17 protein-coding genes are annotated in these 12,941 nt (G+C 39.6%); 12 read left to right on the forward strand and 5 right to left on the reverse strand.

The window, feature by feature from the left end:
- Nucleotides 1-255 precede the first annotated feature (255 nt).
- Complete coding sequence (locus tag IQ259_RS12960; protein WP_228014519.1) at nucleotides 256-1,296, reverse strand: cell wall metabolism sensor histidine kinase WalK; 1,041 nt, start codon at nucleotides 1,294-1,296, stop codon at nucleotides 256-258.
- Between the two features lie 405 nt (nucleotides 1,297-1,701).
- Between IQ259_RS12960 and IQ259_RS12965 the strand changes: the two genes are divergently transcribed.
- Complete coding sequence (locus IQ259_RS12965; protein WP_193885297.1) at nucleotides 1,702-1,956, forward strand: hypothetical protein; 255 nt, start codon at nucleotides 1,702-1,704, stop codon at nucleotides 1,954-1,956.
- Entirely contained in the window at nucleotides 1,953-2,294 is a 342-nt protein-coding gene (locus tag IQ259_RS12970) for a type II toxin-antitoxin system RelE/ParE family toxin (RefSeq protein WP_193885298.1), read from the forward strand. Before IQ259_RS12965 ends, IQ259_RS12970 begins: the two co-directional genes overlap by 4 nt.
- A gap of 49 nt (nucleotides 2,295-2,343) precedes the next feature.
- Here the strand turns inward: IQ259_RS12970 and IQ259_RS12975 are convergent, their stop codons facing one another.
- Nucleotides 2,344-2,565 (reverse strand): hypothetical protein, encoded by a 222-nt coding sequence (locus IQ259_RS12975; protein ID WP_193885300.1) that lies wholly within the window; start codon nucleotides 2,563-2,565, stop codon nucleotides 2,344-2,346.
- A 296-nt stretch (nucleotides 2,566-2,861) separates the two neighbouring features.
- Entirely contained in the window at nucleotides 2,862-3,269 is a 408-nt protein-coding gene (locus tag IQ259_RS12980) for a hypothetical protein (RefSeq protein WP_228014517.1), read from the reverse strand.
- A 236-nt stretch (nucleotides 3,270-3,505) separates the two neighbouring features.
- Here IQ259_RS12980 and IQ259_RS12985 point away from each other — a divergent pair, with 236 nt between their 5' ends.
- From IQ259_RS12985 to IQ259_RS13000, 4 genes are all read left to right on the forward strand, one after another.
- Nucleotides 3,506-3,985, forward strand: a complete 480-nt coding sequence (locus IQ259_RS12985) for a hypothetical protein (RefSeq protein ID WP_193885302.1) — start codon at nucleotides 3,506-3,508, stop codon at nucleotides 3,983-3,985.
- Between the two features lie 35 nt (nucleotides 3,986-4,020).
- Entirely contained in the window at nucleotides 4,021-4,629 is a 609-nt protein-coding gene (locus tag IQ259_RS12990; protein WP_193885304.1) for a hypothetical protein, read from the forward strand.
- A gap of 177 nt (nucleotides 4,630-4,806) precedes the next feature.
- Entirely contained in the window at nucleotides 4,807-5,016 is a 210-nt protein-coding gene (locus IQ259_RS12995) for a hypothetical protein (protein ID WP_193885306.1), read from the forward strand.
- Between the two features lie 27 nt (nucleotides 5,017-5,043).
- Nucleotides 5,044-5,607 (forward strand): Uma2 family endonuclease, encoded by a 564-nt coding sequence (locus IQ259_RS13000; RefSeq protein ID WP_193885308.1) that lies wholly within the window; start codon nucleotides 5,044-5,046, stop codon nucleotides 5,605-5,607.
- Between the two features lie 143 nt (nucleotides 5,608-5,750).
- On the opposite strand, the gene IQ259_RS13005 is transcribed toward IQ259_RS13000, so the two are convergent.
- Nucleotides 5,751-7,346 (reverse strand): nickel-dependent hydrogenase large subunit, encoded by a 1,596-nt coding sequence (locus IQ259_RS13005; RefSeq protein ID WP_193885310.1) that lies wholly within the window; start codon nucleotides 7,344-7,346, stop codon nucleotides 5,751-5,753.
- Nucleotides 7,347-7,450: 104 nt separating this feature from the next.
- Nucleotides 7,451-8,413 (reverse strand): hydrogenase small subunit, encoded by a 963-nt coding sequence (locus IQ259_RS13010; RefSeq protein WP_193885312.1) that lies wholly within the window; start codon nucleotides 8,411-8,413, stop codon nucleotides 7,451-7,453.
- A 623-nt stretch (nucleotides 8,414-9,036) separates the two neighbouring features.
- On the opposite strand from IQ259_RS13010, the gene IQ259_RS13015 reads away from it, so the two are divergent.
- The 6 genes from IQ259_RS13015 to IQ259_RS13040 all read left to right on the forward strand — a co-directional run bounded on the left by IQ259_RS13015 (nucleotide 9,037) and on the right by IQ259_RS13040 (nucleotide 12,936).
- Nucleotides 9,037-10,011 (forward strand): hypothetical protein, encoded by a 975-nt coding sequence (locus IQ259_RS13015; RefSeq protein WP_193885314.1) that lies wholly within the window; start codon nucleotides 9,037-9,039, stop codon nucleotides 10,009-10,011.
- 58 nt (nucleotides 10,012-10,069) lie between these two features.
- Complete coding sequence (locus IQ259_RS13020) at nucleotides 10,070-10,336, forward strand: hypothetical protein (protein ID WP_193885316.1); 267 nt, start codon at nucleotides 10,070-10,072, stop codon at nucleotides 10,334-10,336.
- A gap of 8 nt (nucleotides 10,337-10,344) precedes the next feature.
- On the forward strand, nucleotides 10,345-10,569 hold the full coding sequence (locus tag IQ259_RS13025) for a hypothetical protein (RefSeq protein WP_193885318.1): 225 nt from the start codon (nucleotides 10,345-10,347) through the stop codon (nucleotides 10,567-10,569).
- 57 nt (nucleotides 10,570-10,626) lie between these two features.
- A complete protein-coding gene (locus IQ259_RS13030; protein ID WP_193885320.1) occupies nucleotides 10,627-11,469 on the forward strand; it encodes a NifU family protein in 843 nt (280 codons plus the stop codon).
- 746 nt (nucleotides 11,470-12,215) lie between these two features.
- A complete protein-coding gene (locus tag IQ259_RS13035) occupies nucleotides 12,216-12,521 on the forward strand; it encodes a lasso peptide biosynthesis PqqD family chaperone (RefSeq protein WP_193885322.1) in 306 nt (101 codons plus the stop codon).
- Entirely contained in the window at nucleotides 12,505-12,936 is a 432-nt protein-coding gene (locus IQ259_RS13040) for a lasso peptide biosynthesis B2 protein (RefSeq protein WP_193885325.1), read from the forward strand. The genes IQ259_RS13035 and IQ259_RS13040 overlap by 17 nt, the downstream gene beginning before the upstream one ends.
- Nucleotides 12,937-12,941: the final 5 nt, after the last annotated feature.

Raw genomic sequence — 12,941 nt, forward strand, 5'->3', positions numbered from 1 at the left:
TGTTGGATGAGGATCTCTTGCCAAATGTTTAAGAATTTGTAATTCTACATCCATTGCCCTACTTTCCTTCCAGAGTTTTTTCTTTTCATCCTTTTATTCAGAATACTCGGAAAGTGACAGAAGAGGGGTATAGCAGTAGCCAAGGCAGTTAGGACATCGGCCAATGATAAAACTCATGCACTAAAAGACTTTTAACCCTGTCACCTGTCACCTGTTCCCTGTCACCTGCTATATCTATAGCAATTTTTCCTGATTTTAAGCTAAAGGTAGACAGAAGCGAAACTTACTGCCAACTCCTAACACGCTTTCTACCTGAATTTGACCATTTTGTAATTCAACCAAATGCCGAGAAATAGTTAAACCAATACCTGTACCGCCGGAATGGCGATCGCGTGATTGATCGGCTCGCCAAAAGCGCTCAAATACGTTGGGTAAATCCTGTGGCGCAATCCCAATCCCAGTATCAATCACCGCAATCCAAAGTTTAGATGCTTCAAGATAAGCTTGCACAGTAATTGTACCTTTGGTAGTGTAGCGGATGGCATTCCCTACCAAGTTGACTAACACTTGTTCAGTGCGATCGATATCCGCCAACACCAGAGGTAGTGCTGATGGACATTCTAAGCGCAGCATTGGCCCATCTTCTAACAGTTGGTCGCTAAATCTGTCTACTAAAGACTCTAATAAAGAACGCAGATTTACTGGCTGTATTTTAATTGGCAAATAACCTGCTTCTGCTTTAGAAAGTTCTTGCAAATCATTAACTAATCTTTCTAAACGTCTAGTTTCTTTTGCCAAACGCCGATAAATCTCAGGTGAAGGTTCTATTTCACCATCTGCTAATTCTTCTAAATAACCGCGCACCACTGTTAGAGGTGTCCGCAGTTCGTGAGTCATATCTCCAATGAGTTCTCGCCGCCGTGCTTCCACATCTTCTAAACTTGCAGCCATCCGATTAAAACTAGTACCCAAAAGATTTAGTTCGGGAATATCCGAAAGAGGTAAGCGTGCTTCTAACTCGCCAGCCGCAAACTTTTGTGTGATTTGTTCCATCTCAGTCAACCGCAGCATAATCCGTTTGGATACCCAATAACTCAATCCTCCCGCCGCAGTTGTACCAACCAAGACAGACCAAAGAGTACTGCTACGCCAAGCTGTTTCAAACCCTTGAACTAGTTCAGTCCGAATATGGATTAATTTCAAGCCTCTACTTTCTAATCTCTCCAAGTGCAACACGAAAAAACGGGGAGATGAGACTTTGCTGATGATCACAAAACTAATTACTCCCACCATCATGACTACTAAGTGGGAGAAAAACAAACGTGATGCCAAAGGTAAGGATTTTGCCCAACGCCAACTCATGTTAAAAAGTAAAAAGTAAAAATCGCTCTTCAGACAAAACCAAATCAGCAATTTTGGTTAGTGAGATATGCGATCACCGTAACTGAACTCACGTTATATTAACAAGGGTAAATGAAAAGGGTAAACGAAAAACCTTTGCCGTTGTCTATAGTGATATACGACGGGCTGTTTTACAACGTTTTCCTTACGCGATTAGAAATGATGCTGTGCAACCAATACCAGGAGATGAAGCTTTAGCTCAAATAAGGCGATCGCTTGAGTAATATAGCATTACAACATCTGCGGGAAGGAATTTGCTAGAATATTGCACAGAAGCTGAATACTAAAGAATGTAGCTTTATGTCAATTGTTATTACCCTTACCCCAGAATTAGAAGCATTACTACGTGATAAAGCTGCTCGCCAAGGTCAAGATATTAGTCTTGTTGCATCTGATTTACTAACCAGTGTTCTAGAGTGGGAAGCGCAAGAATCACAAGAAGCTGTAAAGGGTATTCAACAAGGATTAGATGATTTTGATGCAGGTCGTTTTCGGTCTTTTCATGAGTTTGCTGAAGAACAGCGTCGCAAGTATAGTTTGCCATCGGATTTATGAAATATCGCATCGAAATTTCCAGTGTGGCTGAATCTGAAGCAGACAGCGCCTTTCTAAGACTATCCCAACTCACATCCTCCTCACAGGCAAGTCAATGGTATGCAGGATTACTCCAAGCAATTGATTCCTTGTCTCAAATGCCGAAACGTTGTCCTGTAGCACGAGAGAACGAGTATTTCAGTCAAGAGATTCGACAACTACTTTATGGTCGAGGACGCAACTCATACCGAATCCTTTTCACTATTTTGGAAGGGACAGAAGTCTCCACAGTGGGTATTCTACATATCCGACACACTGCACAGCAAATTCTTGGTAAAAATCCAGAGGAAACTGACTAACTAATTAAGTTGTTAAAGCGATCGCTTGTGGTGGTTCTGTACAATGCTTTTAGTTAGAAGGCTGCGATACCTGCGGACGGCTACACCCACGCAAATGTAGCATAGATAAAAATTCTACCAACTCAACTAACCCTTCTGCTTCCCTTTGTTCTGCTTGGGTAAGCGTTTCGCCTGTATCTTGGCGATCTAGCAGAAATTGAAGACGTTCTTCGACAGCTTCGGGGAGTTTAAAATGAGTTAGTTCAACTGGTATCTCGATAATTTCAGGCATACAAAGTATGTCTATTAAAATTGCAACTGCTTCTAGAGTTTAGTGTAACTCAATGTCTTCAAAGCGATCGCCTGTGGTAATTTTGTGCGTTGGCAAAGCCCAACAAAGGTATCGCTTTTAGTCAACACTATCAAATTATACAAATAGCTGGTTGTAGTGGATGATTTTGTGTGTTGGCAAAGCCTACCATTCGTGTAGCGTTTCGTAGAGAAGGTATCGCTGTTAGGCAGCACAGTCAAATTCTACTCATAGTTGTTTGCGTTGAAGAAAGCGATCGCCGATGATAAGCACTCCTATTATTTAAATTCTTCTACAATCCCTCCACCTAATTCTAATAATTGAAGGGCTTCAGCTTTTGTCATCCTAGCAGTAGCAATAAGGTCTGACCCGCCACCCAAACGTTGAAAAACTCTAAGAATTTTACCGTTCTCATCTTCTATAGTCACAACAAAACTTTTCGTCATAGTCATAACCTTACCCGCTTCTATAATTTCGACTCCTTTACTTCTTGTCTGAACTACAAACACCTGATCCTCTTCTAAACCCTGTCTATCAATAATTTCATCAGAAGCTTTTGGGCTATTAAGTACAGAATTTACTTTGTCACAATCAGAAGACTGCGCTGTAGGAATCTGTACAAGTAACGTACTAGACAGAAATATCATACTTGCAAGCGGAAGTAAGTACAGCTTTGAAAAAGTCATTGATTTTCGTTGTTTATTTAGAGACTTATTATTGCATTGTAGTTTAGATATAATACATCGCCAATAGCGTTAAAAAATCCTCAAATTAGAAAAAATTGTGCTGCGATCGCTTTTAGTCAAGTAAATCTTAGTGATTACTTAAGGTAGGGTATTAAAAATTTCAGATTTATTCTGTAAAAGCACTTTATTAAGTTACTATAGCTTTGTGCCAAAAATATAGCTTTGTACTGGAGTTTATGCAGTATCAAGAGCCAGGAGACGAGCAAGTTAATAAAGATAAGCCAGAATTAGAGATTGTGCCAGAGAGTGGCGGAGCCTTGGTTTCTTCATCACCGCCATCTGCTTTAGAACGTTTAAATCAACTAATTTCTCAAAAACAATCTTTAGATGAGATTAGAGAGCTTCTAGAATTAAAAGAAATTGCTCTTAAACAGCAATGGCAGCAAAATCAAATTGAAGAAATTAAGAAACGACAAAATTATGAGCGTTTAACTCAAACTAGAAAAGAGATAACCATTACAGTTACTTCATCAGTTACAGGTGCAATAGGGTTAGGCATAATGTATTCTTCTTATCCCCTGGTAGGAACATTCGTCTTACTTTTAGGACTAGCAACATTACTGAGAATTCCTTTTGATCAGTTATCTAATGAATTTTTAGAGTTTATTGATAAAGTCTCTGATAAATTTACATCAATATTTCACCCTAAGTCTTAAAAAATCTTCATACAATTATTTAATAAAATTTAAATATGGAAACGTTAAGTTTAGCAGCAATTGCAGCTATTTTAGCTAGTAAGAGTCTTGAGAAAATAGGTGAAACAATTGGAGAGAACGTATGGGAATCTAGCCAAAAGCTACTTACTTTAATGAGAAAAAAATATCCAGATACTATTGAGAAAAATATACAAATAGAAAATTATGGTGAAGCTTTGATACAAATTGAGGAAGTAATAGAGAAAGACACTGAAGTTGCTGAAGCAGCTATAGAATTGAGGCAAGCTGTTGAATCTGAACCTAATCAGCAAATACTGATTCAATCTCTAACCAATGTTATTAATATAATGCTTCAAGAAGAACGCCGTAGGTTGAGAAATGATTCTCAAATCAATAATTTACACGTTGATAGAATAGTTATAAGTAACCCTGAAGAAAATCAACCAGCTATGAAACAGCAAACTTCCAGTGAACACCGTAACTCTACAATAATTGGATTTTACTTGTCATTTTTGTCTATGATTCTTGTAGGTTTGCTAGTTTTTGTTCCTATATCTGTTGGAATTCAACAAGTCTTAATTGCTTTAATAGCTTTAAATACTATTTTTTCTTTTAGTGCTTTTAGAATATCTACAAGGAGTTAAAACTATCCCTACACCAGAACAAAAAACGCAGTGTTATATATTGTGCTGCTGGTTTACAAAACTTTATTTACCTATCAATATTGTTCGCATGGATGAACGAACAGGAAATATATTCTTGCTGGCAGGGGAAGAAAATATTATAGAAATATACCCTAACGGACGATGGAGGTACATCGGATGAGTAAGCCTAACTTTCAAGCTATGAGTCAGAAAGAATTACATGATTATGTGTTTGCTCATCGGGATGACCAAGAAGCTTTCTATGCTTACATAGACAAATTACACGCAGAGGCAAACTGGATTGAAATGCCACCATTAGAATCATTGCAGGATTTAGATAATTATCCTGAATTTATTGAACGTTTTCGTGGTAATTCTCAAACCTGAAACTATCAAGAGGCAGAGGAGGTGGTTATGACTGTGCAATTATTGAGACGTAAATTCACTGTTGAGCAGTATCATAAAATGATTGAGTCGGGAATCCTGACAGAGAATGAACGGGTGCAACTAATCAGAGGAGAAATTGTTGAAATGTCGCCGATTGGAACAAAACACGCGGCTTGTGTGAACTGTTTAAATAAACTTTTGTATAGTAAATTAGGGGATAGGGTTCTTATTGCTATTCAAAATCCTGTGAAATTGAACGATTATTCAGAACCTCAGCCGGATGTTGCTATACTCAAACCCCGTGATGATTTCTACGCGACAACACACCCCCAACCCCAAGATATTTTCTTACTAATTGAAGTTGCCGATTCAACTATTACGTATGACCGAGAAGAGAAAATTCCTTTATATGCAGAAGCAAACATTACAGAGGTTTGGTTAGTAGATATTAACGGGCAAATTGTCGAAGTTTATCAACAACCAATCGCCACTGGATATCAACAAATGCAAAAATTTACTAGCGGTGAAACTTTATCAATTCCATCCTTCCCCGAAGTCAAAATTAGCGTTAACGAAATCTTTGGTAGATAAATTGCTACATCTTAATATAAATACAGGGATGTATTGGTGTATGAGTATAATAACAAAAGCAAAGCACTGCCTTCTCATACTCAGTTATCAGTTTCATCATAACTACCTACGTGATAACTGATAACTGATAACTGATAACTGATTTAAGCAGTACGAAAACGCGCCAACTCTTCACCTGTCTTCGCGTCGTGGGCGTGGACTGTACATACCAAACAAGAATCAAACGATCGCGCGACGTGTCCAACTTCCACAGGATCGCTAGAATCGTAAATGGGTGTTCCTACTAAAGCTTCTTCAATAGGGCCGCGTTTCCCTTCACCATCACGGGGGCCAATATTCCAAGTACCAGGGGCAATGACTTGGTAATTCTTAATCTTACCACCTTCAATTTCTACCCAGTGACACAATGCACCCCGCGCCGCTTCCGTTGCACCCCAACCTTTGCCATCTTTTTCCTTGGGTTTAATATACCAAGGGTCGTTTAATACAAATTCACGCAGACAGTGTTCAGCTTGGCGATACAATTTCACTAATTCGTGGAGTCTCGCTAACTGACGAACATGAATATTAGCACCGCCCATACTTTTGAACACATCCAAAATCAACCCATCTTGGTGTTGCCAAGATTCACCGTGATTACCACCAGCTACCAACTGACGCGCCAAAGGGCCTGCTTCTAAGCGTCCGAAGTCTTGGTGTAGGACTGCACTCGACCAAGAATAGGCGTTGTCGAAGTCTTTTGTATTATTTGCAGTGGGTTTAGTGGTGCGATCGCTTGGATGAATGTCTGCTGTCCCTTCATCGTACCAGGAGTGCGTTGTATTCTCACGAGCGAAAGATTGATCCATCAAAGTGTGAGTGTCGGTGAAGCTGTCATACACGCCACCTTTCATAATCATTGCTGCATTACGCCCTGCAATAGTCGGCTTTTGGTATTTGTCCTCATGGGCTAAATATCCCCAGGTAACATATTTACCAACACCAGCGCCATATCTATCTAGACCGATATCTAAACCCATGCGCCAATAAAAACCTAAATCTGACTCACGATGTTTGATGTCTTCATCTAACCAGTTCATGAAGTCATCGTAAGTTCGGATTTGTTCGTAACGTTCTAAAGAACAACCCAACCATACTGGTTCTAACCAGTTAGTGCGGAAGTATTCTAAAATTGCCCAGGCGCGGGTAATATCGGTAAGGGTGGGGGCGCACATCACACCACCGGGAACCATGTAGCTTGAGTGAGGCCATTGACCTCCTAGTAGGGCGTAAATTTCTACAGGTTTTGCAGAAATAGTCACACCGAGTTCGTAAGATTTCCCGGTAAACGCAGAAAACCTTCTGACAGCTTCATCATAAAAGCGACTACTGCGGTATTTTTTATTAGTTAAGTCAATAGCAAATAATCCATAAAAGTAACGGGGGATACTTTGGATGGTTTCGACAATTTGGCCGAGGTTTCTAGCTAAGATGGCGTTGCGTGGTACTTCTGTACCCCAGGCGGTATCTAGCGCCCAGGATGCAGAAGTTAGGTGAGAACCGCCGCAAATACCGCATATCCGAGGTGTGACAATTAATCCGGCTTGAGGGTCTTTACCTCGCAAGATAACTTCAAATCCGCGGAAGAGTTCGGCATGAGTCCAGGCATTAACTACTCGTCCATCTTCAATGTCTACTCGCACATCTAAATCGCCTTCGACTCTACCAACGGGCGATATATCTAATGTTTGAATTGTCATATTTGTTAGTTGTTAGTAACACACTTAAAATCCGAGGTGGTGCGTTACGCTACGCGATAACACGCCACTACTTTGTCATTCATCAATGCCCAATGCCCTATTTCCTAAACTGTAAAAAAGTCTTCTTCTGCCCAAGGTGGTGCTGCATCTTTGGCGACCATTGTGAGTAAGGCGTAGTCTTTTTTGTTCACCCCTGGCGGTAGTTCTTTAGGAACTCCCATCACGGTTTGGGTTTTGAATACGGTTCCGGGTTTGAGGTCGAAGAAGGGAAATTCAGGTTCTGTACAACCTAAACACGGCATTCCAGCACGAGTTTTGGAGGAGACGCGGTTCCAGAGGATGCGGTTGCAAGAGGAATGAGTCATGGGGCCGCGACAGCCTAAGTCGTAGAATAAGCAGCCTTTACGTTGACCAAATTCGGCGGTTGAGGCTTTGTAAGCAAAGTGAACGTTGCGCGTACAACCTGTTTGGGTGTAGGTGTTGAAGAAGGTTTGGGGACGATTAAGTTCATCTAAAGCAATATCGGCGATGCGTCCTGTAGCGATCGCTACTAATATCTGCGTTATCCAATCAGGGTGTGCGGGACATCCCGGAATGTTGATTACAGGTAATCCAGATTTGGCGCGGAAATCTTTACCTAAAAAGCCGCCTTCTTGACGCTTGAGAAATTGCAATCCTTCCGATTCGCTAGGATTGGGAGACATGGCGGGAATTCCGCCCCAGGTAGCACAATCTCCCACAGCGACAATAAAACTCGCAGCTTGGGCGAGGTCTGTTAACCAATCTTTCATCGGGCGATCGGCGAAGCGATTCCATTCACCTGTGCCGTTTGGGGCGTTAACTACACTGCCTTCAAATACCAAGATATCGAGGGGAATTTTGCCTGAGATGCAGTCCCATAATAAGGTTTGTAAGTTATTGCCGAGTTCCAATCCTAAGGAAGGATGCCAAAGCACTTTAATGCCAAAGTCAGCAATGAGATCGCAAACTGTCGGTTCTTCGGCATTCAGAAACGACATGGTGTTGCCTGAACAAGCACCACCTTGCAGCCAGAGTACATTAGTCATTAGCTATGTATTTGTGTATTTTTTATCCGGTATGATGCAGGCGATTGCGCTTGTAGAGTTTCACCTGTTTTTGATGTTTATCCTTCACAATAATAGATTTTTTTATTAAATTATTTTTTGTTAAAGAAAAATTAATTATTGTTAGCTATTAGGAAATTAATAAGAAATAATTAAAAGTTTTATCAGTAACAGAATTTTGATAATTTTTATGCAAAAGCACGGGGAACAGGCAGATTAACTATATGTATTGTTCACTAATGATACAAAAAAGATTTATTATGAAGCAATTGTTTTAGTTTAATAATAATATTGTTAAATACCCTCTAGAATTTTGGAAATAGAGTGTTTTATAGTAAGGAAATCGGGAAGGAAAGGAGGAAGTGTAAAGTCTGAAGAATAAAATTGATACTTTTATTCTTCCTAGTACACCACTGCCTAAATAAAGTACCCATAATCAATTGCTATCAAGCTAAATATAGGGGTTCTTTATTTTAGACTACCCTGCGGGAACGCCAGTGGCGAACAGACTTCATACTTCCTAAGCCCTTGGTGGTGAGGACATGTTTGTATGTTTTGAGGGCTTTGAATAGAGTAATTTTCTCAATGGCTAGAGTAAGGTAATTATGACACCTAGCATTACAGATTCGGCTGTGAAAGCAGCAGTGGCGGCGATCGCTTCGGAGTCAGCAACGACAGCAGAAAAAATCCAGATGCTAATCGAGATGGCGCAAGGTTTTCAAAAGCAGCCGAAAACTACCCAGGATTTGCGGAATGCCGTTGGGCTGTATTATCGGGCTGATGAAATGTGTGGTGAGGAGTATCCTTTGTTGAAGGCTAAAACCCAGGTGGGTATGGCTGGGGTATTACAGACAATCCCTCATGGGGGTACGGAATTGTTGTTACAAGCCAAGGCTGGTTATGAAGAGGCGTTACCGATTTTACAAGAGTTAGCAACACCAGAAGAGGTTGCAGAGGCGCAGATGAATTTTGGCTTGGTATTGCAGTCACTAGCACCGTATAATTTAGCACGAATTAGTGATAGCATCCAAGCTTATCATGAAGCATTGCGGGTGTTTACCTGGGAGGATTATCCGCAGGATTACGCGATTTTATACAACAATATTGCGATCGCCTACCTTGCGATGCCAATGGCTTCAGAACGGGAATATTTACGTCAGGGGTTAGCAGTACAATCGTTTGAAGTTGCTTTGAAGCATATTAATTTGATTGATCATCCGAGAGAATATGCCATGCTGCAAAATAATTTAGGTAATGCTTTGCAGTATTTGGTGAGTTCTCATCCTGTGGAGAATAATTTAAAGGCGATCGCAGCATACGATGAGGCGTTAAAAGTGCGTAATTCTAGAGATACACCTCTAGAATACGCTAATACAATTTCTAACAAAGCTAATGCTTTATTCAATTTACCTGATCATCCCGAAAAACCGGAGTTAGGTAATCCCCAAAATCTATTACAAGCGCGTAGTTACTATCAAGAAGCTTGGTCAATTTTTACTCAACATCAACATATTGAACAAGCGGAATTAGTACTTCAGGCTTTGAAAGATGTGGAAGTGGAAATTAGGGCTAGAAGTTAGGATGAATAGATAAAATTAACGAACCACAAAGGACGCAAAGGGCGCTAAGAAAGAAAAAATGAGTGAGTTATTGAGCAATTTTAGTGTGAGTGATTTTCTAACAAGTATGGTGGCTAGTGATATCAATCTAGTTACTGGTTTAGTGTGGCTAATTATCGCAACAATTATATCAATGATTGGCGGTGCAATTGGTGGAATGATATTAGCTGGTAAAGATATTGGTTATTCTTTTTCGGCAATGTTAGGGGCTTTATTTGCTCCGGCTGGTGCTATTCCAGCTATTTTATTAGGTTTTGCTGTACTAACTTTGTTGAACAACTATTAGGAGACAAAATGATTGAATTAGGATGGTTTTCTGCTAAGTTATTTTTTCAAGGCAAGCTGTTACGCGACCCTATGTATTTTGTGCGACAAACTGCAATTGGGGTGAGCGTTGGTTTGTTATTACTAATAGCAATTTCCCAAGCCGAAATTCCTTTATGTATTCCAATAACTGTGTCTAGCTTATTTACGGGTATGCTAATGCCCTTTCTGCTTAAAGATTTCAAAATGAAATAACTCATCAAAATTCAAAATAGTTTCAGACTTTATACTTCATACTTCAGACTTCATTTGATGACCAAGCTCGAAGAATTTGTTCAAGAAATTAACCGCTTTGAGGCAATTATATCTGAGTGGGATGAAAATCAAAAGTGTGTAGCTGTCGGTCTGAAAAGAGCGATTGAAGCTTTGCACAAAGAAGCATTGACGCGGTTGATTAAAAGTCTCAAACAAGAATCAATGTCAGCTTTGCGTCATGCTGTGGATGATGAAGTTGTATATGCAGTTTTGCTATATCACGACTTAGTTAAACCACCACTCCCACCAATATTACAACGTATTCAAGCCGCCCTGGAAGAAGTACGTCCAGGGTTAAAAAGTCACAATGGAGATATAGAATTAGTAGCCTTTAAACCACCAGATACAGTAGAAGTGCGGTTGATTGGAACTTGTAGTAGTTGTCCGGCTTCTAATTTGACTTTATCTCAGGGAGTGGAACAGGCTATTAAGAATTATTGTCCAGAAATTACTACAGTAGTTGCAATTAGTGATCGCTCTACAATAGACCATAGCAATACTGGTTTAACTAGTCCTTTTTCTCCCAAAGTCACAACTGCTTGGGTGAGGGTAGCAACTGTTGATCAAATTCTAGATTTGGGGATATTTGCTACGAAAGTGGCGGGACATGGACTAATTTTATATCGTCAAGGCGATCGCATTACCTGTTACCGCAACGCTTGCTCTCATCTCGCATCACCCCTGGACACTGGTAAGGTGGAAAATGGCATTATCACCTGTTCTGCACACGGCTTTCAATATCAACTCGATACTGGAGAATGTCTGACTGCTGATGTACCTTTACAGCCATATTCGGTTCAGATTAAGGGTGATAAGGTTTTTGTGCAGTTGTCTCGATGATTATACTTTGGGAGGACTCCAATCTACAAAGTACACCCAATTGGTATCCCTAAGCTCTCAATACCAATTAAGTAGAAAGGTGCAAATAAACCGAACTATGTAACGGAAAGTAAAGTAGCTTGAAAACCTCTTCCCTTCTGCCTTCTGCCCTCTGCCTCCTGCCTTGTCATAACGACAATTTTTAACACTGACCTACTTAGACAGCTTATTGTCATTGTTCTTGGGTAAGGTTAGTGCAGTATAGTTACTCATCGCTCTCAATAATGCTGTATGTACTTATTTACAGCACCATTGAGAGCTTTTTTATTTCACAGATCCTCTCAATATCCTTCAAAAGGAATATTGATTTAACAACAGGAAATATGAAATGCTTTTACTTTTATGGAGATTCAAAGTTAGATTTCAGCCTTTTGCTAACTTGTAGAAAACTTTTATCTTTTCCAATTCAAAAATATAATTTATTTACACCAAATTATCCATACGATAAGTTCTGTAATAATTCCTATAATTCTTGGAATTTAAGGCATTATGGCTAATTATTGATGTATGTAGTACGTAAATATGTTGTCTGTTTACTCCAAAAAATACATTCATTTTTGAGAATGCTTCACAATTACTTTATAAAATGAGGCATTATTTCAAATAATGGATGAAGATATTACTTCTATGTAACAGTGATTTCTACGGTGATGATATAAACTTACCTTAGTGAAAACAACTAAAAGTCAGTGATTTTACTAGGAAGAATGCCCACAAAATTAAGTTCATCTGAAAGCTTTAGTGTAGTAGCCTCAAAAGAGCAAATCTGCTCAGAATTACAAGGAGAGGTGGTAATCCTTGATATTAAAACTGGTGCTTACTATGGGCTGAATGAAGTAGGAGCCAGCATATGGAATTACATTCAATCTCCAAAAACTGTAGAAGAAATTCAAGAAGCCATCTTAGCAGAATATGAAATAGAAGCAGAGGTATGTAAACGCGATATCTCAGCTTTACTAAAAGACTTAGCAGCTAAAGGATTGATAGAAATTAAGAATGACACGCCTGCTTAAATTACTACAACTTACCTACAGCGATCGCCAGATTTTACTGAACACGTTCGTTTTATTGGGATTGGTTCGGCTAGGAATGCGATTACTATCATTCAATACTTTAAGAAAAATTATAAATAAAAATAGTAAGCCAAACCCTAGGCTAGAAAAAATTTCTTTAAACAAAATTGTTTGGGCGATCAATCTTAGCACCCGCTACACGCCTGGCGGAGCTAAATGTTTAGCTCGTGCCTTAACTTGCCAAGTGTTAATGACTCGTTATGGTTACTCACCAGAACTACGGATTGGAGTTGTTAAAGATGAAGCTGGAAATTTAGAAGCTCATGCTTGGATTGAAACTCAAGGACAAGTCGTAATCGGCTACCTTAGCGATCTCCCGCGCTTTACTCCGTTGCCATCTTTTTCAGGTATATAGAAGAT

It is taken from the genome of Fortiea sp. LEGE XX443, from assembly GCF_015206815.1.
Classification (GTDB): domain Bacteria; phylum Cyanobacteriota; class Cyanobacteriia; order Cyanobacteriales; family Nostocaceae; genus Nostoc_B.

Coding starts and splice junctions, on each gene's coding strand:
- IQ259_RS12960 (WP_228014519.1), bottom strand. CDS start 1,296: ATGATGGTGGGAGTAATTAGTTTTGTGATCATCAGCAAAGTCTCATCT.
- IQ259_RS12965 (WP_193885297.1), top strand. CDS start 1,702: ATGTCAATTGTTATTACCCTTACCCCAGAATTAGAAGCATTACTACGT.
- IQ259_RS12970 (WP_193885298.1), top strand. CDS start 1,953: ATGAAATATCGCATCGAAATTTCCAGTGTGGCTGAATCTGAAGCAGAC.
- IQ259_RS12975 (WP_193885300.1), bottom strand. CDS start 2,565: ATGCCTGAAATTATCGAGATACCAGTTGAACTAACTCATTTTAAACTC.
- IQ259_RS12980 (WP_228014517.1), bottom strand. CDS start 3,269: ATGACTTTTTCAAAGCTGTACTTACTTCCGCTTGCAAGTATGATATTT.
- IQ259_RS12985 (WP_193885302.1), top strand. CDS start 3,506: ATGCAGTATCAAGAGCCAGGAGACGAGCAAGTTAATAAAGATAAGCCA.
- IQ259_RS12990 (WP_193885304.1), top strand. CDS start 4,021: ATGGAAACGTTAAGTTTAGCAGCAATTGCAGCTATTTTAGCTAGTAAG.
- IQ259_RS12995 (WP_193885306.1), top strand. CDS start 4,807: ATGAGTAAGCCTAACTTTCAAGCTATGAGTCAGAAAGAATTACATGAT.
- IQ259_RS13000 (WP_193885308.1), top strand. CDS start 5,044: ATGACTGTGCAATTATTGAGACGTAAATTCACTGTTGAGCAGTATCAT.
- IQ259_RS13005 (WP_193885310.1), bottom strand. CDS start 7,346: ATGACAATTCAAACATTAGATATATCGCCCGTTGGTAGAGTCGAAGGC.
- IQ259_RS13010 (WP_193885312.1), bottom strand. CDS start 8,413: ATGACTAATGTACTCTGGCTGCAAGGTGGTGCTTGTTCAGGCAACACC.
- IQ259_RS13015 (WP_193885314.1), top strand. CDS start 9,037: ATGACACCTAGCATTACAGATTCGGCTGTGAAAGCAGCAGTGGCGGCG.
- IQ259_RS13020 (WP_193885316.1), top strand. CDS start 10,070: ATGAGTGAGTTATTGAGCAATTTTAGTGTGAGTGATTTTCTAACAAGT.
- IQ259_RS13025 (WP_193885318.1), top strand. CDS start 10,345: ATGATTGAATTAGGATGGTTTTCTGCTAAGTTATTTTTTCAAGGCAAG.
- IQ259_RS13030 (WP_193885320.1), top strand. CDS start 10,627: ATGACCAAGCTCGAAGAATTTGTTCAAGAAATTAACCGCTTTGAGGCA.
- IQ259_RS13035 (WP_193885322.1), top strand. CDS start 12,216: ATGCCCACAAAATTAAGTTCATCTGAAAGCTTTAGTGTAGTAGCCTCA.
- IQ259_RS13040 (WP_193885325.1), top strand. CDS start 12,505: ATGACACGCCTGCTTAAATTACTACAACTTACCTACAGCGATCGCCAG.